This window comes from Pseudomonas cichorii (assembly GCF_015471405.1).
GTDB lineage: Bacteria > Pseudomonadota > Gammaproteobacteria > Pseudomonadales > Pseudomonadaceae > Aquipseudomonas > Aquipseudomonas serbiensis.
In genome coordinates this window covers 128,092-150,056 of sequence record NZ_BLVZ01000006.1, presented here as the reverse complement: position 1 = coordinate 150,056, position 21,965 = coordinate 128,092, and the positions used below count along the sequence as shown (strand labels likewise).

Below are 21,965 nucleotides of genomic sequence, written 5' to 3'. Positions count from 1 at the left end.
CCTTGCAGCGTCATCAGGCATGTCCTTCACACCCAATACCACACTGATAGAAAAGCGACTGGATGTTATTCCGGTCTTCACTTTGTTGTGCCTGTGTATATGTACTTATTGCACACAGGCAACAGAATTCTTACTGACTTCATCAACCTGAGGTAAACATCATGGGCTGGCCAGGCAAAGGTGTCGATTATTACGCTTACGTGGAAACCAACGACTTTACTACCCTCTTCCAGCAACCCACCGATTTGGGTGATAAAACGGCCTCCTATCAACTTGATACGCCGAACACGATGCAACATGGCAACCTTCAGATCTCGGAAAGCGATATCGGTATTCTCTCGCACACCGGACGCTATAAGTGGCAAATTTCAAAGAACCAGAAACCGATAGCGAACAGGTATGCAGATATTGCACCCTTTACCGGAAACCTTGGCGATACCACCATGGGCAACATGCTGCAGACCCCCTCCCTGTTCGGGCAGGGCTGGGCGATTTCCTATGGTTTTTACGACAGCGGAAGCGGAAGCGGCGGTCTTACCAACCAGGACCAGTCTTATGTATACGCCACAGGCGACATGTCAGGCTGGATGGGAGATCTCGCAAACAGCATGGGAGCGGCACTGACAGAAAAGCCGTTTTCCACCTTTGCATTGCCGGGTGCCCATGACGCCGGCATGTTTGACCCGACACTGATCACAAAACTGTTGGATGACGCAGAGTTCGTATCCAGCCTCGCAAGCATGCTTCCTCCTCCCATCGGCCCCATTGCTTTCATCGCTTCTCTGAGCAAACCCAATGCCTTGCGCGCAATCATCAACCTGGCGTTTACCCAGAAAGACAACATAACCGCACAGCTCAACCTGGGGACCCGCTACTTCGACTTCCGTCCGGGATATTGCTATCAGAACATTACGGACGGTATCTATCACCAGCACAACCTGATTCCAGGCTATTCGTATCAGAGCTTCCTGCAAGACATACTGAACTGGCTGGCTCAGCACCCGACGGAAATTGTCGTCATCAGCCCGAACTTCCAGGGGTTCGCGCAAGACACAATGAAACCAGCACCCGATGTACTCGACGGGATGCTCAATACTGCACTGGCCAACACCAAGACCCTGGGCAAGATCGTACCCGGCTACAAAGGTGATCTTGCCTCAAGTTATGCCACCCTGCTCTCGCAATCGAAACGCCTGATCCTGCTACAGCAGACCAAATCTGGCAATGACGCCACAAAGTACGACTCCTACAACGGCAGTTACACCACGACAGACGTCAGCAACATTCTGGCTGCCTTGAACGGAATGACGCCGAAAGGCCAAGCCGAAAACGACTACACCGTACTGCAACTTCAAGGAACAGCCAGTGGAGTGGACGGGGCAGCCGGTCCCGCCATTGTGACCCTGAGCGATGCCTCTTCTCCGTTGATGTCCACCAAGCCGGGATTCGACTTCCATACCTATCCGTGGCTGGTCAAGAACGTCGCCAGCAATCTGAGCGCATCGGGACTTGTCGTCTTTCTCAACGACTTCTGTGACAACGCCCTGGCTTCCATTGCGAAACAGATCACACAGGTCAGAGCCGGCAAACTCTAGTTATCCGCCAATTCAAGCCTTTGTAACAAGCCTGATAATAACAGCCAACTCTTGTATGTAAGGGAAGTACCAGCATGGGCACAAAACACAACGCGACCATTTTCATCACCAATGACACGGGCGGAAATGCCGATATTATTCTGTTCCACACAGACTCAAACGACCAAAGACAGTCTGGGCAATGGGCTGCACAGCCGGGACAAACTGTCGGCCCACTGGAAGTTACTTTTGAAACAGGGCTGGATGTCATTGATGTTCTGGATTACTGGTCCGTCATGGTCAACGTCAGGGATGGTGAATCGCCAGGCTACTACGCCAATACAGGCACAGCGGCAAACAATTACAAGAAGGAATGCCAACTGCAAAGCAAGGATGCAGGGCAAACCATTACCCTGTCTGTGAGCACCGCGAAGTTCAATATTGCATTGAAGTCAGGTGGATGCAGTGATGGTATGAAAAAGCTGGCACCCGCTGCCGCTGCCCCCATCACCCACGTATTTGTCGTCATGCTGGAAAACCATTCGTTCGACAATATATTCGCCATGTCCGGGATTCCAGGCATAACGGCAGCCACAATCAATGACTCGAACACTTACAAGGAAGACGTCTATAAAGTTCAGGCCAGCGCGCCCGTCAGCATGCCAAGCGATCCGGGGCACGAGTTCACTGATGTCTTGGAACAACTGACCGGGGGCACCCCTTTTGTCAAAGGTCAACCTTATCCCACCATCAACAATTCCGGGTTCGCTTCAAGCTACGCAACATCAACAACGGAATACCCGAAAAAAGCGCCATCGCCCGAAGACGTCATCGATGTCATGTCGTGCTTCGACACGCGGACTCAACTGCCTGTCATCTATAACCTGGCGACCGAATTCGCTATATGCGATCACTGGCACTCTTCCATTCCGGGACCGACGTGGCCGAACCGCTTCTTCGTTCATGGCGCTTCTTCGGCCGGCTTCGACGACAGCCCGAAACAGGATCAGATGCTCACCTGGGAAACAACCGATGGATTTGTATACCCCAACGGGTCCATTTTCCAACGGCTCAAAGATGCCAACATTCAATACAGGATCTACAACGACTCTCAGGTTCAGCCAAAAACCTATCTAAGCCTGTACAGCGATCAGCCTGAACGAGGAACACCACTGGGTGCGATCCCACAGGTCGCCGCCCTCAAAGGCCTGTCAGTGTTTGATATTGAATCCCTTCAGCACTTTGCGGACGACCTGCAACAACCCTACCCGTTTTCCTACACGTTCATAGAGCCTCATTACGGGAGTGCCAGTACTGATTATGCAGGCGGCTCATCACAGCACCCGATGGATGACGTCTATGGTGGAGAGCACTTGCTGCAGGCCGTCTATGCCGCTATCCGCAACTCGCCTTACTGGAACACCAGTCTGTTGATCGTCACTTACGACGAACATGGCGGTCTCTATGACTCGGTCGCGCCAGGAACAATAACTGCGCCGGGTGATAAATTTCCCGCAGCCAACAACACCCATGGTTTCGACTTCACGACAGCAGGCGTTCGAGTGCCAGCCATCGTGGCATCCCCGCTGATTCCCAAAGGCACGGTGGACTCAACACTTTACGACCATGCTTCGGTTCCTGCGCTGCTGGAAAAACTCTGGGGCCTGACCCCCTTGACGCAGCGAGACGCCAATGCCAATACCCCCTTGCACCTGCTATCACTGGCCACGCCACGCGATACACCAAGCGCACTGGCAAACCCGAAGCCTCCAGTGAAAGAAACCAAGGCAGCAAAGGGCGCAACCGAGAACGCTGCAACGCTGGCCAACCCCGTTCCCGTTTCCGGAAATCTGGCGGGCACCCTGGCCATTCTTCGCAAAATGGATGCAGAGCTGTCAGCAGGCAAACCTGCCGGACTGCTTCCCGAGCAAAACCTGGCTGCCGTCGGACTGCTTGCTGCCACAGGCCAGGTCGCCACCGTCAAGACGCTGGGTAACGCAGAGCAATATGCCGAACAGGTTCTGGATAAAGTACATCACGCAAAAGTACTGAAAGGGCTCGCAGAAGCTGACAGAAGCTGATCAAAAAAGGCTGGCGCTTGCGTACCGTGTTACGCAAGCGCCAAAAGAAAATGGATTCTTCGTGACGCAGGGCATTAAGCTTTCTCCATATTCATTGCGAGAGCCCTCATGAACACCACCCTCAGCCGCCGCGAGCGGCTGCACAGCATCATTTTCCAGACCGACACACCCGCCGGGCGGCGTTTTGACAAGATTCTGCTGGTTGTCATTCTGCTCAGCCTGCTGGTGACCATGGTCGACAGCATTCAGGACATCCACCGCGACTACGCCGCCCTGCTCACCTATATCGAGTGGGGCTTTACGCTGGTTTTCGCCATCGAGTACATCCTGCGCCTCTACTGTTCGCCAAGGCCGCTGAAATACGCTTTCAGCTTCTATGGCCTGGTGGACCTGCTGGCCATCGTGCCGGGTGTATTGGCGATCTACTACAGCGATGCCCAATACCTGCTGATCGTGCGGATCATCCGCATGCTGCGTATCTTCCGGGTACTCAAGCTGAGTCCTTATCTGAAGCAGGCCCACTATCTGGTGGAAGCCCTGCGTGGCAGCAAGCAGAAGATCATCGTGTTTCTGGTCAGCGTCTCGACTCTGGTCACCGTGTTCGGCACCCTGATGTACGTGATCGAAGGCCCGCAACATGGGTTCACCAGCATCCCCAAAGGCATTTACTGGGCTATCGTGACCCTGACCACCGTGGGCTTCGGCGATATCGTGCCCAAGACACCGCTGGGGCAAATGGTCTCGTCGGTAGTGATGATCATCGGTTACTCGATCATTGCCGTACCCACCGGTATATTCACCGCCGAACTGGCCAATGCCATGCGCGGTGAACAGTTGAAACACGACTGCCCGGTCTGCGTGAAAAAGCACCATGAGCATGGCGCCGCGTTCTGTTCGCGGTGCGGCAATGCGCTGTTTCCCAAGGCGCAAGAGCAGGCATAAGCAAATACGTTTTTAATCTTTATGAGGCCAATGCTCAGCGGCTATAGTCGCGGCATTACGCCATCAGCCTATAACAATGACTGTCAACTCAAGGAATCCGCAGTGAAAAAAATCTTCGCCGCCTCGCTACTGGCCGCAGGCCTGGCTTTTGCCAGTGCCGCACAGGCCGCCCCGACTCTGCTCAACGTCTCCTACGACGTGATGCGTGACTTCTACAAGGACTACAACAGCGCCTTCCAGAAGCACTGGAAAGCCGAGCACAAGGAAGACGTCACGGTACAGATGTCCTTCGGTGGGTCGAGCAAGCAGGCGCGTTCCGTGATCGATGGTCTGCCGGCTGACGTCATCACCATGAACATGGCCACCGACATCAATGCCCTGGCCGATAATGGCGAGCTGGTGCCGAAGAACTGGGTAACACGCCTGCCGAACAACAGCGCGCCCTTCACTTCCGCCACTGTGTTCATCGTGCGCAAAGGCAACCCTAAAGCGCTGAAAGACTGGCCGGACCTGATCAAGGATGGCGTCGAAGTCATCGTGCCGAACCCGAAAACCTCGGGCAACGGCCGCTACACCTACCTGTCGGCCTGGGGTTACACCCTGAAGAACGGCGGCGATGAAGCGGCTGCCCGCAAGTTCGTCGGCCAGTTGTTCAAGCACGTACCGGTACTGGACACCGGCGGTCGTGGCGCAACCACCACCTTCATGACCAACCAGATCGGCGACGTACTGGTGACCTTCGAGAACGAAGCGGAAATGATCGCCCGCGAGTTCGGTCGCGACCAGTTTGAAGTCGTCTACCCAAGCGTTTCCGCCGAAGCCGAGCCGCCTGTAAGCGTGGTCGACAAGGTCGTGGACAAGAAAGAGTCCCGCGCACTGGCCGAAGGCTACCTGAAATACCTGTGGTCCCCTGAAGCTCAGGAAATCGCCGCCAACAACTACCTGCGCCCACGCGACGCAACAGTGTTGGCCAAGTACAAGGATCGCTTCCCGAAAGTCGATTTCCTGTCCGTAGAGAAAACCTTCGGTGACTGGCGCACCGTGCAGAAGACCCACTTTGTTGACGGTGGCGTGTTCGATCAGATTTATTCGGGCAAGTAAGTAAATACAGGCCTCACCGGCGCTATCGCGCTGGTGGGGCCTTTTCATTCGTAACAAAACGCTTGCACACCCCAGACATAATCGCTATAAACATGCCACACAAGCACGCTCAGTACTTGAATATGGATATGATCATGTCGACACAGGGAAGGTGTTCAATACCCAAGTGTATTCACACTTAGACCTCCACTTACTTAAATGCATGCGCCTGAACATGACCGCATAACAGCGTGTCAATCTTTCGACGCGCGCCCATTAAAGACAGAATAAAAACAATACCTTTTTTCAAAAAAGGGACACTGCTACGCCTGATTGAAAGTTTAAAACTTTAAAATCATCGTCAACACCAAAAGGATTTTCCACATGCTCAAGAAGACCTGCCTGGCTCTCTTTGCAACTGCCGTACTGGCCACGGGTAACGCCCATGCCGCCTGTGCCAACCTCAACGTCAACGGCAGTGGAGCCAATGTCCTCGCCCAAGGCGATGCCATTGTCTATGGCCCTTACAGCATTTCATGTGCCGGGCCACAGAGCTTCACCTTCCAGGATTTGTCGGCGACAAACAGCAATAACTCGATCAAGCATATTTTCGAGAAACAGAACGGTTCCACCTGGACCGTCGTTTCCAGCAGCACCAGCACCGGCGCAGCGTCCGTTACCAAAAGCTTTTTCATCAGCACTAACGGCACTTACCGTTATCGGATAGAAAACGTCGGCACCTCAAGAATCGCGAACTGGACAATGAGTGGCCGAGTCACCTTGTTCACCATTCCGGGCACGCTGTAACTCTATCGTTTATTAAAGCCCTTTACACATTTAACAAAAATAATACCTTTTTAAAAAAGGAATACTGCTACGCCTGATTGAAAGCTTAAAACCTTAAATCATTGCCAACACCAAAAGGATTTACACATGCTCAAGAAGACTTTCCTGGCCCTCTTTGCGACTGCCGTATTGGCCACGACCAATGCCTATGCCGCCTGTATCAACCTCAACATCAACCGCAGCGGTTCCGATGTTTACCCTCAGGGTGAGACCGTTGTCTATGGTCCCTACACCACTTCATGTGCAGCAACACAGACCTTCAGGTTGCAAGACTTGTCGTCACGATTTGTCACCAACAATATCAAGCACATTTTCGAGAAACAGAACGGTGCCACCTGGACCGTCATTTCCAGCACCACTAGCTATGGTGGCGCATCACTGAGCTTTTACGCCCCCACTCCAGGCACCTACCGCTACCGGATCGAAAACGTAGGCACCACGCCTATCGCGAACTGGACAGCGAGTGGCAGAATCTCCATCTAACTGAACAGCCTGGCAGCGAGTACGGTGTACTCCTGCCAGCCTTCATGATCGGTTTGAACATCCTTCTATAGCGAATTCATTCGCGAAAAATGTCTTCGCGGATAAATCCGCTCCTACCCCATCGCCCACCGCAAGCTTACGAAATACCGAAAATATAGGACGTTTCTTACAGTCTTATCCCTTTCATGCGCATGAACTTTCCTAGAAAATCCTACCCCCTTGCATGGGTGTTTTTGGCTCTCTAGGCTGTGTCGGTCACTGCTCATCAGTGATCGGGTTTAGCAGCCCTCAGGACATACTCACCATGCAAAAGTACTGCTTATGGCGGCTTTGCGTGGGGCACCTTCGGGTGCGCCGGTTTTTTTGGTGAGTATTCCCCGGTCTGCTAACCCGCGACAAAGCCGCCACCCTCAATCGTTTAGCAGCGAGTGAAAGGTGGCCCCATAAGGAATGCTTACCATGAAAAAAGTAACGCCCGATCCACCAGCCCCGTCACTCGAAGAATCCCTGCTACACGTCTCCGATCTGCTGCGTTGCGCAGCCGCTACCGCCTACGAATCCGGCGACAGCCTCAACGGCCCGAAACGCGACCTGGCCTTTTCTGTCGTGCATCTGATCGGCATGGCCCGAACCGAACTCGATCGCTCGCTGGAGCGGGTTGAGCCACGCTGACACAACCGCGGTAGGAGCGAATTCATTCGCGAGAGGCCCATACATCCGAAGAAAATGTATCGACTTCAAATGACGTCTCGCGGATAAATCCGCTCCTACAGACTAATCTATAGACCGTTGCTCTAAGTCACCGCAGGCAAGTCGATGTTCCGTTGACTATGCTTGCAGCGAAATCCCCTATGGATAAAGGGTAATCAGGATGATTTATGTACATACCCTCTGACCCAAAAACTATACAAGCTGTCGCCGAAGACGGGTTTGTGCGACGTTGGAGCTTTTGGCTACCGCTGGTTATAGCGACTCTTCTGGTTTATTTAGGCCCTGAGGAGTCTACATCTTCAGGCGGTGCCTTAAGGCTGTTTACATGGCTACCAGTTGTTATTTTCCCATCAATAGATGTTTGGGCCAGCAGATCCTCATTCCCTGAAAGTACAAGAGTTCTGTTTTCCTTTTTTGCCTATGTATCGATTTACTACGCCGTTCTGGTTGCGGGCTGGGAAAAATACAAACTGACATTTATAGGAGAGCGTAACTTTCCAAAAAGGCATCTCAAGCCTTTGATTGTCGCGTTGTATCTATTGCCGCCATTACTGCTGTTCAGTGTGGCCCTTCCCGCTGAGGAGAAATGCTTGAACCTGTGCATTTACGAATCAAGAGCTCTACAAATCATCTACTCATTTTTATTGTCTTTTTGGTTGGGCTTTGGCCTGGCGTCGCTGTATTGGTGGGTCAGGAATTTCTCAAGAATTCATTTTTAAAAAATAAGCTCCCACTTCACAGGCACAAACAAAACGTGTGGGAGGCAGCTTGCTGGCGACTTGAGCGTACAGACGCAGAATATCTGCCGGTTTCACAGACCTCTTCGCCAACAAGCTGCCTCTCACAAAGTGATCTATGTGGCCTTTACTGATCGGCATTTCACCTACCCGCCGATCAGTCAATCAATTACTGAACTGCCTCCCCAACCCCGCCGGAACCCCACTGGCATCGGTCGCCTGCCATGGACCATCAGGGCGAGTGGACCAGCTCCAGCCGTTGTTCCATTGGTAGTAGGTGCGCTGGCGGTAGAAGGTATTGGGCTGGTCGTCCATCACGTACACGCCCATGCGCGCATCCCAGTGGCTGTTGCCGCCCGGTGGCGGGGCGAAGCTGGCGGAGGTTTTCGGCGCAGGTGCCGGGGCCTTGGGCGGGGTTTTGGGGGTGGTCGGGCGTGGGCTGCCGGGTTGCTGGCTGCCCGGCAAGGACTGGATGGGTTCCTGGCCATGGGGTTCGGGTGGCTGAACCGCACAAGCACTCAAACCAAGAGCCAGACCCAATAAGGTAATGCGTGCGGTGCGGTACATAAGCGATTCTCTATTTGTCTGGACTGTCGATAGTTAACGCCTGCTGTGCCGTGATGCTACTGGCCAGTGGCTGGCTGCGGCCGATCCACTCACCGGTGGTTGGCTGCCCTGCACGGGACACCCGTGCAACCAGTTGGACTTGCGCAAAGTTCGACAGTTTCAGTTGCGGCATCATTGCGTCGGAATCACCCAGCTCGACCTGCGCCGGCAGGTCGGCCACGGTGATGCGCTTGACCGCCAGAGGTGCCGGCGGGCCGTTCACGGCACGGGCAAAGATGAATACGCTGTCGCCCGGCTGGACACTGGCCTTGAGCGCTGGTGCCAGGTCGACACGCACTTTGATACGCGCAGCATCGGCAACGGCCGGAGCCGCCTTTACCCCCAGGTTTTCGCGGGCACGGGCAATGCCGCCTTCCAGTGCCGAGCGGGACGGGTCCTGTGGGGGCAATACGCCCAGCAGACGGGTCCAGTAATCCACCGCGACCTGATAGCGCTCGCTTTCAAAGGCGGCGATACCCAAGAGCCCAAGGCTGGTGGCCTCTCGCGGATCGGCTGTGAGGGCTTCGTCGGTCAAAGCCTGGACCTGAGGCGTGAATCGCTTGTCGCTGGCGAAGTACAAGGCCTGCGCCCATTGCCCCAGCAGTTCCGGCTGACGCCCGGCCAGGGCCACGGCCCGCTCAAGCATTTTTGCGGCATCGCCCGGACGTTCCTGGGCCATGTAGCTGCGGGCCAGAAAGTAAAAGCCTTCGGCCGAATCCGGCTGAGCCTCGACCGTGCGTTCAAGACGCCGGGTCATGTCCGCCAGGGAAGTCGGCGGCTGGGAGAACTCACGGGCCAGTTCGACCTTGTCGCTGGCCCCGTAATGCAGGTAGAGGCCCATACCGAGAACCGGCACCAGTACCGCCGCCAGTAAAGGCAGGGACTTGCCCAGCCGCGAGTTGCGCACAGGCCCGGTGTCTTCGGTATCGGCCAGCAGTTCCCGCGCCGCTTCCGCACGGCCGCTCTGCATCTGCGCGGCAGACAACACGCCCTCCTCCTGCTGGCCTTGCAACTCGGCCACGCGCTCTTGATACAACGCGACGTTGAGGGCGGTGCGATCCTCTTCCTGTTGCACATGACGACCGCGCAGGATCGGGATCAACAAGAAACTCAGAGCCACCAGTAGCAGCAAGCCGGCTGCCATCCAGAAATCGATCATTCTCGGTTTTTATCCAACAGATGGGCGAGGCGCTGACGCTCCTCCTCGGAAAGAACATCGGCCTCTTCGCGGCGTTCACCGCGGCGGCGACCAACAATCACGCCAATCACGACCAGCCCGAGAAGCAGCAACGCGGCCGGGCCGAACCAGAGCAGCCAGGTGCGCGAACTCAGTTGCGGGTTGTAGCGCACGAATTCGCCGTAACGATTGACCATGAACTCGACGATCTGCTGATTGCTCTGGCCTTCACCGAGCATGCGGTAGATTTCCTTGCGCAGGTCAGCGGCAATCGGTGCGTTGGAGTCGGCGAGGTCCTGGTTCTGGCATTTGGGGCAACGCAGCTCCTTGGTCAGCTCGCTGTAACGGGCACGCTCGGCTTCGTCGCGAAACTGATAGGCATCGATGGCCGCCTGGGCGAAACCGGCCAGACCAAGGCTCAGGACAGCAGCAGTCAACCAGCGCTTCATGGCCTGGCCTCATCGACCAGCGCCTGATACAGACCAGCCAGTTTTTCCCGCCAGACCGTCTCGTCGATCACGCCGACGTACTTGTGGCGGATGATGCCCTTGCTGTCGATCAGGAAGGTTTCAGGCGCGCCATAGACACCCAGGTTCACGCCCAGCGAGCCTGCTTCGTCGCGGATATTGAGCTGGTAGGGATCGTGGAAATCCTTGAGCCACTTGATCGCATCGGCGTTCACATCCTTGTAATTGATGCCATAGATCACAACGCCTTGCTGCATCAGCTTGTTGAGCACCGGATGCTCGACACGACAGGCGACACACCAGGTTCCCCACACATTCACCAGTGCCGGTTTGCCCAGCAGATCGGCGCGGGTCAATACCTTGTCGCTCTCGACCTGCGGCAGGGAGAACTCGGGGAATGGCTTGTCGATCAGCGCCGAAGGCAGCTCGGCGGGGTCCAGGTAAAGACCGCGATAGAGAAACACTGCGACAACCAGAAAGATTGCCAGTGGCAGCACCATGATCCAACGCTTCATACCGCCGCTCCCTCCATGCCCAGCGCTTCACTCACTTTATTCTTGACCTTGACCCGGTAACGCCTGTCCATCGCTGCAAGCACTCCACCCAGGCCGGTCAGCAGACCGCCGAACCAGATCCAGCGCACGAACGGTTTGACGTGGACCCGAACCGCCCAGGCGCCGTTGCCCAAGGGCTCGCCAAGGGCGACATACAGGTCGCGTGTCACACCCGCGTCGATACCGGCCTCGGTCATCATCGATTGCTGCACGGTGTAGAGGCGTTTTTCCGGATGCAGCACCGAAATCACTTTGCCGTCCTGCAAGACCCGGACAGTGCCGCGATCGGAGGTGAAGTTCGGCCCTTCGTAGTGCCTGGCTCCCTCGAACACGAACTGATAGCCGCCCAGTTCGGTGGACTCGCCGGGGGCCAGACGCAGGTCGCGCTCGGCGCTGTTCTGGCTCGACAGCACGACACCCAGCGCGCAGACCGCAATCCCGATGTGCGCCAGTTGCATGCCCCAATAGCTGCGGCTCAGACCGCGAGCGCCCTTGAGCAGGCCTTTATGGCGGGTCTTGTCCAGAAGGTCCCGAACACCCGCCAGCAGCACCCAGGCCGCCAACATGAAGGTGGCCATCACCGCCCAGTGGAAATCCCCCAGTACGAAACCGGCGATAACCGCCAATACCGCACTGCCGATCAGCACTGGCGCCAGCATGCCCAACAGCCATTTCAGTGGCGTGTCTTTCCAGCGCACCAATACACCGACCGCCATCACCACCATCAACAACCCCATCAGCGGCACGAACAGCGCATTGAAATACGGTGGGCCGACCGACATCTTGGCGCCGCTCACGGCATCGAGTACCAGCGGATAGAGCGTGCCGAGCAGGATCATGGAAGCCGCGACCACCAGTACCAGGTTATTGCCCAGCAACAGCGTCTCGCGGGACCACAGGCCAAAACCCACATGGCTTTTCACCACCGGGGCGCGGACGGCAAACAGTGTCAGCGAGCCGCCCACTACCATCAGCAGGAATATCAGGATGAACACGCCACGCTCCGGGTCGGAGGCGAAGGCATGCACGGAGGTCAGCACGCCGGAACGCACCAGGAACGTACCCAGCAGACTCAGGGAAAACGCCGCAATGGCCAGCAATACTGTCCAGCTTTTGAAGACACCGCGCTTTTCCGTGACCGCCAGCGAGTGAATCAGCGCCGTGCCCACCAGCCAGGGCATGAAGGACGCATTCTCTACCGGGTCCCAGAACCACCAGCCGCCCCAGCCCAGCTCGTAATAGGCCCACCAGGAACCCAGAGTGATGCCGATCCCCAGAAACGCCCAGGCGACGATGGTCCACGGACGCGACCAGCGCGCCCACGCCGCATCCAGACGCCCGCCCAGCAAGGCAGCGATGGCAAAGGCAAAGGCCACCGAGAAACCGACATAGCCCATGTACAGCATCGGCGGATGCACGATCAGGCCAATGTCCTGCAACAGCGGGTTGAGATCACGGCCATTGGCCGGAACCTGCGGCAGGATGCGCGAGAACGGGTTGGAGGTCAGGATCAGGAACGACAGAAAGCCGACGCTGATCATGCCCATCACTGCCAGCACCCGAGCCAGCATGATCTGCGGCAATTGCCGGGAGAAGACCGATACGGCGAAGGTCCAGCCGCTGAGGATCAAGGCCCAGAGCAGCAAGGAACCTTCATGGGCGCCCCAGACGGCGCTGAACTTGTAATACCAGGGCAAGGCGCTGTTGGAGTTCTGTGCGACGTAAGCCACCGAGAAGTCATCGACCATGAAGGCATGGGTCAGGCAGCCGAACGCGAAGACCAGAAAGCTGAATTGCCCCCAGGCGGCGGGACGCGCCAATCCCATCCAGAGGCGGTCGCCTCGCCAGGCACCCAGCAGCGGTACGATGGCCTGCACGATAGACAGGCACAGCGCCAGAATCATGGCCAGATGGCCGAGTTCAGGAATCATGGCTCAACCCTGCTTCGATGGTGTGGGGGATGGAGCCGGAGCGGACTGACCGCTTTCCTGCAACGCCTTGGTCACTTCGGGCGGCATGTACTTCTCGTCATGCTTGGCAAGCACTTCATCAGCCACGACCACGCCCTCGGCATTGAGTTTGCCCAGCGCGACAATGCCCTGCCCTTCACGGAACAGATCCGGCAGGATGCCGCGATAGGTGATGGTTACGGATTTGCTGAAGTCGGTGACCACAAACCGGACATCCAGAGAGTCGGACGAGCGTTGCAACGACCCCTTCTCGACCATACCGCCCGCCCGGATGCGTGTGTCCAGCGGTGCTTCGCCGTTGGCGATCTGGGTCGGGGTGTAAAACAGGTTGATGTTTTCCTTCAGGGCACTGAGCGCCAGGGCCAGGGCAATGCCGACCCCGGCCAGTATTGCGAGGATGATCAACAGACGCTTCTTGCGCAGCGGATTCACTTCTTGCTCTCCCAGCGCAGACGACGCGCCTCTTGTTGCAGGTAACGCCGACGCGCCAGCAACGGCAGCGCCACATTGAGAATCAGCACGAACAGGCAGATACCGTAAGCCGACCAGACGAACAGGCCATGGCGCCCCATGGCCAGAAAATCACTGAATGACTCGAAACTCACTGTGCGCCTCCACGTTTTGAAGATGCCGGGTCAGCGGGGTCATGGCCGAGGCTGATCAGGATTTCGGCTTTCACCCAGCTGGTACGCGACTCGCGCTTGAGCACTTCAAGGCGCATGCGCACCAGCAGGACCGCACCGAAGAAGCAGTAGAAGCCCAATGTCGTGAACAGCAGCGGCAGCCACATTTCAGCGGGCATTGCCGGTTTTTCCGTCAGCGTGAAGGTCGCGCCCTGATGCAGGGTGTTCCACCACTCCACCGAGTACTTGATGATCGGAATGTTCACGACCCCGACGATGGCCAGCACCGCACAGGCTTTGGCGGCACTGTCGCGGTTGGTGATGGCGTTGCCCAGAGCGATCAGACCGAAGTACAGGAACAGCAGAATCAGCATGGACGTCAGGCGTGCATCCCACACCCACCATGAACCCCAGGTCGGCTTGCCCCAGATGGCTCCGGTGACCAGCGCCACGGCCGTCATCCAGGCGCCGATGGGCGCCGCGCTCTGCAATGCGACATCGGCCAGCTTCATCTTCCAGACCAGACCGACCACGCCACAGACTGCCAGCATCACGTAACAGGACTGGGCCAGCATGGCAGAGGGAACGTGGATGTAGATGATGCGAAAGCTGTTGCCCTGCTGGTAGTCAGGTGGCGCAAAGGCCAGGCCCCAGACCGTGCCGGTGCCGATCAGCAGCACGGCGGCAATGCTGAGCCAGGGCAACATGCGCCCACTGATGCCATAAAACCACTTCGGCGAACCGAGCTTGTGGAACCAGGCCCAACTGATGCTGTTTTTCATCACGCTGCTTTTCATCACGGTGTATCCCGGGTTTTTACTGATGGCCGGCATTTGCCAGCCTCAGAACCTCAATTATTCGCCGACGCTGATCTTCAGGCCGGCGGCTATTGCAAAGGGTGTCAGGGTTACAGCCAAAGCGGTCAGGCTACCAAGCCAGAGTAGATAACCGGTTGCCGGCATGCCTTGCAGTGCGGCTTGCAATGCGCCACTGCCCAGGATCAGTACCGGGATATACAGCGGCAGGATCAACAAGGCGAGCAACAGGCCACCCCGCTTCAAACCGACTGTCAGTGCGGCTCCGACTGCCCCCAGCAAACTCAGCACTGGCGTTCCCAGTAGCAGGGAAAACAGCAGAACCGGCAAGCATTGGGTGGGCAGGCCGAGCATGAGCGCCAGCAACGGCGCCAACAATACCAGTGCCAGCCCGGAAAAAACCCAGTGTGCCAGCACTTTGGCCAGAACAAGAAGCGCCAGAGGGTGTGGCGAAAGGACCCATTGCTCCAGTGATCCGTCCTCGAAATCACTGCGGAACAGGCCGTCCAGCGAGAGCAGGACCGATAAAAGCGCAGCGACCCAGAGCAGCCCTGGCGACAAGGTTTGCAACAATTGAGTCTGCGGGCCGACCGCCAGTGGGAACAATGCAATCACGATAGCGAAAAAAACCAGTGGGTTGAGCAGCTCCGCCGGGCGACGCACAAGCAGACGCGCCTCACGGGCGAGCAGAAGGGTAAAGACATTGCTCATACCGACCACTGTCCCAGATCAATATCCCGATAACCCGCCGGAATGCGGGTCAGTGTGTGATGGGTGGTCATGACGATCATTCCGCCTTGTTCACAGTGTTGGGCCAGATGGTTTTCCAGTTGCGCGACACCCTGTTTGTCCAGGGCGGTGAAAGGCTCGTCGAGAATCCATATCGGTGGCGCCGCCAGATACAGACGCGCCAGCGCGACGCGCCGCTGCTGCCCGGCCGACAGGGTGTGGCACGGCACATCCTCGAAACCCCGCAAACCGACGGCGTCGAGTGCCTGCCAGATATCGCAGACCTGCACCGGCTGATGCAAGGCACAGAGCCAGCTGAGGTTTTCCACCGGTGTCAGCAGGTCCTTGATCCCGGCGGCATGGCCGATCCACAGCAGGTTACGCGCAAGCTCGGCGCGCTGGCCCTCAAGTGGCAGGCCATTGAGACGAACCTCCCCGCTCGTGGGCTGCATCAGCCCGGACAACAACCGCAGCAGGCTGGTCTTGCCACTGCCATTGGGGCCGCTGATCTGTACCATATCGCCCGTATCGAGGCGCAGCTCGAAATGCTCGAACAGCATGCGCCAGTCACGTTCACAAGACAGACTGTCAGCTTCCAGAAGGGGGGTCGCGAGGGTCATCGATGGCTTCCAGCATTGCGTTGACGTCGTGAGGCATAACGTACAGGGCGCAAACAGAGAAAGGGTGGTTCAAGTCGGCATTGAAACGGCCGTTACATTGGTGCAACTTTATTTCCGGGCCATGCGTGGCCGGCATTATACATGTGTGTCCTGATACCAAGAGGGCAACTTCCAAGGTCGAGATTCAATGACGGGCGATATCACCAGCGTTCCTGCCGCTACACCTGCTACAGCTCTGTTGAAGGCGGGAATTACCCAGGCGCAGGTCCTGACGTTGCTCAATGCGGCAGAAAACCTCGTGCCCGAAGGTGAAACCGCCGAAGCCGAGGTGCTGACCCTCAAACAGGTCAACCAGCAATTCCAGTTACTGCTCAGGCTGATGCTCAGCAATGGCAGTCAGACCAACCTGCCGGTCAACAGCAACCTGCCCTTCACACCGGGCACCACCCTGCAAGTAGCCCAAGCTTCGCCCAATGAACTGACGCTGACCTTGCAGCAGATCAACAATGCGTTGAAAAACTCGCAAACCAGCATAGATCTTAAACAGTTACCTGTGGGGACTCTGCTGCAAGGCAAGGTCATGACCAGCCAGGTCGTCAGCCAGTTGGCGGGGCAAGCCTTGGCAGGCGCAGGCAACCCGCAGGTCTATCGCTCGATCGTGATGCTGCTCAATACCGCTCAGGCGGGTGCCAGCCTGACCATCGAGAGCCCGCAGCCATTGACCGTCGGCAGCCTGCTCAGCGCCCAGGTGCAGGGCAACCAGTCCTTGAACTTCGTCCCCCTGCCCGGCCGTCTCGATCAACTGGCGGTCGCGCAGCAACTGGCCACTCAACAGAATCGTCAGGGCTCGCTGGAAAACCTGATTGCGGCTCTGCAAAACCTGCCGCGCGGCAATACAGCGATTCCCGCGCCATTGCAGGCCAGTATCAACCAGTTGCTGGCCGGCATTCCCGATATCGAGCAGATGAGAACATCGGGGAATGTAGTCCAGGCACTCAATGCCAGTGGCATGTTCATGGAGGCCAAGTTGCTGGCGGGCCTGAACCCGATGCAGGCACCGGACATGAAGGCCAACCTGATGCGCCTGATCGCCCAGATATTGCCCGAACTGCCGGGTAACGCCTCTTACAATGCGGCGGCTGCCTCCAACATGCTGACGCGAGTCATCCCCAGCACGATCCGCAACGCCCTGGGCACGCTGGGCCTGGTAGCACCGCGCCCGCAACCGACCAGCTTCCCCCTGCCCTCGCGCGATGTAAGCGGTGGTGACAAGGAAGAGGATCTGGAAATACTCCTCAAACTTGCAGCGGCGGCAGTGTCGCGCCTGCAAAGCCATCAACTGGGCGGCCTGGAGCAGACCCGTACCAATGCCGACGGCACGCAGGTCACCACCTGGCAGATGGAAGTGCCGATGCGCAACGCCCATGACATCGTGCCTTTGCAGGTCAAGATGCAGCGTGAGGACGCACCGGAACAGGAAACCGCCGAGGACCAGGACAGCAACGAAGTCAAAGGGCCTCGGGAAAAGCTCTGGCGCATAGAGCTGGCGTTCGATCTGGAGCCGTTGGGGCCTTTGCAGGTCAGTGCGCAGTTGATCAGTGGCACGCTGTCCAGCCATCTCTGGGCCGAGCGCCCCAACAGTGCAGCCTTGATCGGCCAGGAACTGGGTTATCTGCGTGAACGGCTGATCGCCTGTGGTCTGGCAGTAGGCGAACTGGCTTGCAGCCACGGAGCCCCACCCCAAGGCCCGCGCACCACTCTTGAACAACGCTGGATCGACGAGAACGCCTGATGAGCCTACCTGACCACATGCCTCGTCAGGCCATCGCCCTGACCTACGACGGCCAAAAGGCCCCGACGCTGAGCGCCAAAGGCGACGATCAACTGGCGGAAGCGATTCTGGCGATTGCCCGGGAGCATGAAGTCCCGATCTACGAAAATGCCGAGCTGGTCAAATTGCTGGCGCGCATGGAGCTGGGTGACAGCATTCCCGAGCAGTTGTACCTGACCATCGCCGAAATCATCGCGTTTGCCTGGCACCTCAAAGGCAAGTTCCCCGCAGGCCAGGACCCGGATGCCCCGCCCATCGAGCGCGATATCACGCCTCGGTAAACAACCTCAAGGATAGGCTGGGCACAATCCGTGGGAGGGGCCTTGGCCGCGACAGCATTCTGAAGTGCGCTGAAAATGTGTTGCCTTCAAGCAGGTCGTCGCGGCCAAGGCCCCTCCCACATCAGGCGCAATGACCATGTGAGAGGGAGCTTGCCTGCGACGAGGGCTTACAGACTGGTTACTGATCCGCAGTGTTGCGATGCAGTTTGCTCATCAATTGCGCTTCGGCCTGGGTCAGGCCGCAGGATTGAGTCAGCTCATCGACACTTGCACCCATGCCGACCAGGCGTGCAGCCTGGGCGAAGGACAGCGTGGAGGGATCGCGCTGTTCAAGGGCCGTGAGCTTGTCAGGCAGAGGTGCAACCATCGCACGCAACTCATGCAGGTCTTCCCCCATGCGCACCGTGCCGTTCTGGAAGGTGTCCACACGCTTGGCCAACTCCCGGAGCCGCTGGTCCCGCAAGGCACTGGCCGCATCACGTTCAGCATCAAGCAGCCGCTGACGCTTGGTATGGGCCAGGAACATTCCCAGGGTCACAGCCCAGAGAATGCCCAGGAAGACAACTGCTGCCTCAAGAATCAATCAGATGTTCTCCAGCTCGGACCACTCTTCCTCGGACATCATCTTGTCCAGCTCAACCAGAATCAGCAGTTCGCCGTTCTTGTTGCAGACGCCCTGAATGAACTTGGCCGTTTCGTCGTTGCCCACGTTCGGCGCGGTTTCGACTTCAGACTGACGCAGGTAAACCACTTCAGCCACACTGTCGACCAGAATACCGACGACTTGCTTGTCGGCTTCGATGATCACGATACGGGTGTTGTCGCTGACTTCCACCGGAGCCAGGCCGAAGCGCTGACGGGTGTCGATCACGGTCACAACGTTACCGCGCAGGTTGATGATGCCCAACACATAGCTTGGCGCACCCGGTACAGGAGCGATTTCGGTGTAACGCAGCACTTCCTGGACCTGCATCACATTGATGCCGTACGACTCGTTGTCCAGACGGAAAGTCACCCACTGCAGGATAGGATCTTCGGAACCTTGTGCAGACGTCTTATTCATACCCCTAACCCCTCACGTGTGTACTCTGCGGGCAACGCCTCTGGCGCCAACCCATGATTATTTCGATTTGTTCAACTGCTTGACCGCGCCACTGGCTATCAACTCGGCCAACTCTGCAACATCTACCAACGCGCACATATGCTCGATCACTGTCCCGGCCAGCCATGGACGCTGACCACGATGGCCTCGCCACTTGATCTCGGCCGGATCGAGGCGCAGTGAACGGCTGACCTGATGCACCGCCAGCCCCCACTCGTAGCCTTGAACCGAGATCACATACTGCAATCCCTGGCGAAAATCGTCGCGGTAGCGATCAGGCATGATCCAGCGCGCTGTATCCAATACTTTCAGGTTGCCTGCCTGACTGGGCAGGATCCCGAGAAACCAGTCCGGCTGACCGAACAACGGTGTCAATTCCTGGCCCGCCAGAGGATAGATCGACCCCAGGCATATCAGCGGTACGGCCAACGTCAAACCCGCTACATCAAACAACAGGCACTCGAAAGGCTCTTCAGCCCAGGCCGGACGACCCTCACGGGTTGGCGGCGGAGTCGGCGTGCGTTGCCCGACGGCAGTACTCAACTGCACGACAGGTTCGACCACTTCCACCGTCGGCACGGCAACAGGCACTGCCACTTCGGCAACCACAGCCTCGGCAACCACCACCGGCGCCGGCACCACAACAGGCGTCACGACCGGCGCGACAACCGGCGCAGCCACAGCTACGGGGACAGCCACCGGAGCAGGTGCCGCAACAGCGACAGCAACGGGCTTGACCTGTTGTTGTCTGCGCGCATCCAGTGCCTGCTCTTCGAGCACTGCAGCCTGGAACTCATCAATGGTATCCGACGGTTCTTCCAGTTCTTCAGTGGCATCCTGAAGCAAGGCATCCAGATACGACTGCAATGCCAGTTTTGGTCGTGTAGCAACTTCTAAAGGGCGGTTCATACCGGGGCCCAACAAAAAATGGAGCGAGTGCCACCTGCTAAGGTTATCGGCCGCATTGAGGCCTGACTTGAGCGGGCTGCACAGAAAGAATAAGGGCGCACGTCAAGCCACCTGAGCCGTAAGCTGCTCGGAGAGCATGTGTTTGAGCAGTGCGCGGTAAGCCATGACACCGCGGCTCTTGCCGTCGTTCTGCGAAGGTGTGACACCCGCCCTGCTGGCATCGCGCAGACGGGTATCGACGGGCACGTAAGCTTTCCAGACATGGTCGGGAAAACTGTCGCGCAGCAACTTGAGCGTGCCCATGGATGCCTGGGTCCGGCGGTCGAACAGGGTTGGCACGATGGTGTACGGCAACGGTGTCTTGCGCGAACGATTGATCATCGCCAGGGTGTTGACCATACGCTCCAGGCCTTTGACAGCCAGGAACTCGGTCTGGACCGGAATGGCAAGCTGCTGGCTGGCAGCCAGGGCATTGACCATCAACACACCCAGCAAGGGCGGGCTGTCGATCAAGGCATAGTCAAAATCCTGCCACAACTGCGCAAGGCTCTTGGCGATGACCAGCCCCAGGCCGCTCTGGCCGGGCGACTGGCGCTCCAGCGTGGCCAAAGCCGTGCTGGAAGGCAACAGGGAAATACGTTCATCGCTGGTCGGCAACAGCAACTGACCGGGCAAACCTTCAGGAACAGAGCCCTTGTGCAGGAACAGATCGAAGACGCTGTGCTCCAGCTCGTCGGGGTTGTGCCCGAAGTAACTGGTCATGGAGCCGTGGGGGTCCAGATCGACCACGACCACGCGCTTGCCCGCATCAGCCAGTAATCCGGCCAGGGCAATGGTCGTAGTGGTCTTGCCGACTCCACCTTTTTGATTGGCTACTGCCCAGACTCTCATTGATGTTTTTCCTTCCGCACAACGACGACCATATCGATAACGACTGCTAGAGGGCGGGTGACGGAGAATTGACGGAGTTCGCTCGTACCGGCGGCTTTGCTGGCACAGGTGCAGTTTGTGTGCCAGCACGCCTCAATGCCGCATCAGGTTGTGCATTGGCCGTTCCGGTACTGGTCAGACTACGCCGTACATCGAGATTACGCGAAATGACCAGCACCACGCGACGGTTCTTTGCACGCCCCGACGCTGTGCTGTTGGTGGCAATCGGCTGGAACTCGCCATACCCCACCGAAGCCAGCCTGGCAGGATTGACTCCATCCATGGCCAGCATGCGCACGATACTCGCGGAACGGGCCGAAGACAGCTCCCAGTTGGTCGGGTACTGCGCCGTGCTGATCGGCTGGTCGTCGGTGAAACCTTCTACGTGGATCGGGTTGTCGAAGCGTTTGACGATCCCTGCCACCTTTTCAATGATGGTGAAAGCCTTGTCGCTGGGCATTGCATCACCACTGCCAAACAACAGGCTCGAATTGAGTTCGATCTCGATCCACAGCTCGTTGCCGCGCACGGTCATCTGGTCGGACTTGATCAGATCGCCAAAGGCATCGCGCACATCGTTGGCGATGGTCTGTAGCGGGTCATCGGACTTCTGGCCGATACCGGCATCGGTCTGCTCGCTGTCCTTGATCAACGGCTCGGCAGGCGTGACGCTCTGCGGACGCTGCTCGCCGATTGGAATGGGTTTCATGGTGCGCTCGGCGTCGTTGAACACACCGACCAGCGCCTGGGACAGAATCTTGTACTTGCCTTCGTTGATCGACGAAATCGAGTACATCACCACGAAAAAGGCAAACAGCAGGGTAATGAAGTCGGCATAGGAAACCAGCCAACGCTCATGATTCTCGTGCTCTTCGGGCGGACGACGTCGAGCCATGA

At 57.6% G+C, this 21,965-nt stretch carries 25 protein-coding genes; 10 read left to right on the top strand and 15 right to left on the bottom strand.

Going from position 1 to position 21,965, the window contains the following annotated elements; genetic code table 11:
• Positions 1–161: 161 nt before the first annotated feature.
• The 8 genes from JL015_RS10770 (at position 162) to JL015_RS10735 (ending at position 8,436) form a co-directional block, all read left to right on the top strand.
• A complete protein-coding gene (locus tag JL015_RS10770) occupies positions 162–1,595 on the top strand; it encodes a hypothetical protein (protein WP_201018459.1) in 1,434 nt (477 codons plus the stop codon).
• 74 nt (positions 1,596–1,669) lie between these two features.
• Positions 1,670–3,655 (top strand): alkaline phosphatase family protein, encoded by a 1,986-nt coding sequence (locus JL015_RS10765; RefSeq protein ID WP_201018458.1) that lies wholly within the window; start codon positions 1,670–1,672, stop codon positions 3,653–3,655.
• Positions 3,656–3,763: 108 nt separating this feature from the next.
• Positions 3,764–4,597, top strand: coding sequence for an ion transporter (locus tag JL015_RS10760; RefSeq protein ID WP_025260848.1), 834 nt, complete (start codon positions 3,764–3,766; stop codon positions 4,595–4,597).
• 102 nt (positions 4,598–4,699) lie between these two features.
• Positions 4,700–5,698 (top strand): sulfate ABC transporter substrate-binding protein, encoded by a 999-nt coding sequence (locus JL015_RS10755; protein ID WP_025260849.1) that lies wholly within the window; start codon positions 4,700–4,702, stop codon positions 5,696–5,698.
• A 363-nt stretch (positions 5,699–6,061) separates the two neighbouring features.
• On the top strand, positions 6,062–6,484 hold the full coding sequence (locus JL015_RS10750) for a hypothetical protein (RefSeq protein WP_201018457.1): 423 nt from the start codon (positions 6,062–6,064) through the stop codon (positions 6,482–6,484).
• A 126-nt stretch (positions 6,485–6,610) separates the two neighbouring features.
• Positions 6,611–7,006 (top strand): hypothetical protein, encoded by a 396-nt coding sequence (locus tag JL015_RS10745; protein WP_025260851.1) that lies wholly within the window; start codon positions 6,611–6,613, stop codon positions 7,004–7,006.
• 459 nt (positions 7,007–7,465) lie between these two features.
• Positions 7,466–7,678, top strand: coding sequence for a DUF6124 family protein (locus JL015_RS10740; protein WP_201018456.1), 213 nt, complete (start codon positions 7,466–7,468; stop codon positions 7,676–7,678).
• 206 nt (positions 7,679–7,884) lie between these two features.
• Positions 7,885–8,436: a hypothetical protein gene (locus tag JL015_RS10735; protein ID WP_201018455.1), complete on the top strand. Its 552-nt coding sequence runs from the start codon at positions 7,885–7,887 to the stop codon at positions 8,434–8,436.
• 183 nt (positions 8,437–8,619) lie between these two features.
• Here JL015_RS10735 and JL015_RS10730 read toward each other — a convergent pair whose 3' ends face one another.
• The 10 genes from JL015_RS10730 to ccmA form a co-directional block, all read right to left on the bottom strand.
• Entirely contained in the window at positions 8,620–9,021 is a 402-nt protein-coding gene (locus tag JL015_RS10730; protein ID WP_201018454.1) for a hypothetical protein, read from the bottom strand.
• A gap of 10 nt (positions 9,022–9,031) precedes the next feature.
• Positions 9,032–10,219 carry a c-type cytochrome biogenesis protein CcmI gene (ccmI, locus tag JL015_RS10725; protein ID WP_201018453.1) on the bottom strand — a complete coding sequence of 396 codons (1,188 nt, stop codon included), beginning with the start codon at positions 10,217–10,219 and terminating at the stop codon, positions 9,032–9,034.
• Positions 10,216–10,686 carry a cytochrome c-type biogenesis protein gene (locus JL015_RS10720; RefSeq protein ID WP_201004669.1) on the bottom strand — a complete coding sequence of 157 codons (471 nt, stop codon included), beginning with the start codon at positions 10,684–10,686 and terminating at the stop codon, positions 10,216–10,218. Before JL015_RS10720 ends, ccmI begins: the two co-directional genes overlap by 4 nt.
• Complete coding sequence (locus JL015_RS10715; protein ID WP_201018452.1) at positions 10,683–11,219, bottom strand: DsbE family thiol:disulfide interchange protein; 537 nt, start codon at positions 11,217–11,219, stop codon at positions 10,683–10,685. Before JL015_RS10715 ends, JL015_RS10720 begins: the two co-directional genes overlap by 4 nt.
• Entirely contained in the window at positions 11,216–13,189 is a 1,974-nt protein-coding gene (locus JL015_RS10710) for a heme lyase CcmF/NrfE family subunit (protein ID WP_201018451.1), read from the bottom strand. Before JL015_RS10710 ends, JL015_RS10715 begins: the two co-directional genes overlap by 4 nt.
• Before the next feature lie 3 nt (positions 13,190–13,192).
• Complete coding sequence (gene ccmE, locus JL015_RS10705; RefSeq protein WP_201004675.1) at positions 13,193–13,660, bottom strand: cytochrome c maturation protein CcmE; 468 nt, start codon at positions 13,658–13,660, stop codon at positions 13,193–13,195.
• Positions 13,657–13,833 carry a heme exporter protein CcmD gene (ccmD, locus tag JL015_RS10700; RefSeq protein WP_122316650.1) on the bottom strand — a complete coding sequence of 59 codons (177 nt, stop codon included), beginning with the start codon at positions 13,831–13,833 and terminating at the stop codon, positions 13,657–13,659. The genes ccmE and ccmD overlap by 4 nt, the downstream gene beginning before the upstream one ends.
• On the bottom strand, positions 13,830–14,633 hold the full coding sequence (locus tag JL015_RS10695) for a heme ABC transporter permease (RefSeq protein ID WP_236250202.1): 804 nt from the start codon (positions 14,631–14,633) through the stop codon (positions 13,830–13,832). The genes ccmD and JL015_RS10695 overlap by 4 nt, the downstream gene beginning before the upstream one ends.
• Before the next feature lie 72 nt (positions 14,634–14,705).
• Positions 14,706–15,377, bottom strand: coding sequence for a heme exporter protein CcmB (gene ccmB, locus JL015_RS10690; RefSeq protein ID WP_025260862.1), 672 nt, complete (start codon positions 15,375–15,377; stop codon positions 14,706–14,708).
• Complete coding sequence (gene ccmA, locus JL015_RS10685) at positions 15,374–16,015, bottom strand: cytochrome c biogenesis heme-transporting ATPase CcmA (protein WP_201018449.1); 642 nt, start codon at positions 16,013–16,015, stop codon at positions 15,374–15,376. Before ccmA ends, ccmB begins: the two co-directional genes overlap by 4 nt.
• A 187-nt stretch (positions 16,016–16,202) precedes the next feature.
• On the opposite strand from ccmA, the gene fliK reads away from it, so the two are divergent.
• Complete coding sequence (gene fliK / locus JL015_RS10680; protein ID WP_201018448.1) at positions 16,203–17,807, top strand: flagellar hook-length control protein FliK; 1,605 nt, start codon at positions 16,203–16,205, stop codon at positions 17,805–17,807.
• Positions 17,807–18,127 (top strand): EscU/YscU/HrcU family type III secretion system export apparatus switch protein, encoded by a 321-nt coding sequence (locus JL015_RS10675; RefSeq protein ID WP_201018447.1) that lies wholly within the window; start codon positions 17,807–17,809, stop codon positions 18,125–18,127. Before fliK ends, JL015_RS10675 begins: the two co-directional genes overlap by 1 nt.
• A 178-nt stretch (positions 18,128–18,305) precedes the next feature.
• On the opposite strand, the gene JL015_RS10670 is transcribed toward JL015_RS10675, so the two are convergent.
• The 5 genes from JL015_RS10670 to motD all read right to left on the bottom strand — a co-directional run bounded on the left by JL015_RS10670 (position 18,306) and on the right by motD (position 21,963).
• Complete coding sequence (locus JL015_RS10670; protein WP_201018446.1) at positions 18,306–18,710, bottom strand: DUF2802 domain-containing protein; 405 nt, start codon at positions 18,708–18,710, stop codon at positions 18,306–18,308.
• Positions 18,711–19,190, bottom strand: coding sequence for a chemotaxis protein CheW (locus JL015_RS10665; protein WP_025260867.1), 480 nt, complete (start codon positions 19,188–19,190; stop codon positions 18,711–18,713).
• A gap of 57 nt (positions 19,191–19,247) precedes the next feature.
• A complete protein-coding gene (locus JL015_RS10660; protein WP_201018445.1) occupies positions 19,248–20,138 on the bottom strand; it encodes a CheW domain-containing protein in 891 nt (296 codons plus the stop codon).
• A 102-nt stretch (positions 20,139–20,240) separates the two neighbouring features.
• Complete coding sequence (locus tag JL015_RS10655; protein ID WP_201004687.1) at positions 20,241–21,029, bottom strand: ParA family protein; 789 nt, start codon at positions 21,027–21,029, stop codon at positions 20,241–20,243.
• Between the two features lie 46 nt (positions 21,030–21,075).
• Complete coding sequence (gene motD, locus JL015_RS10650; protein WP_201004689.1) at positions 21,076–21,963, bottom strand: flagellar motor protein MotD; 888 nt, start codon at positions 21,961–21,963, stop codon at positions 21,076–21,078.
• Positions 21,964–21,965 lie beyond the last annotated feature (2 nt).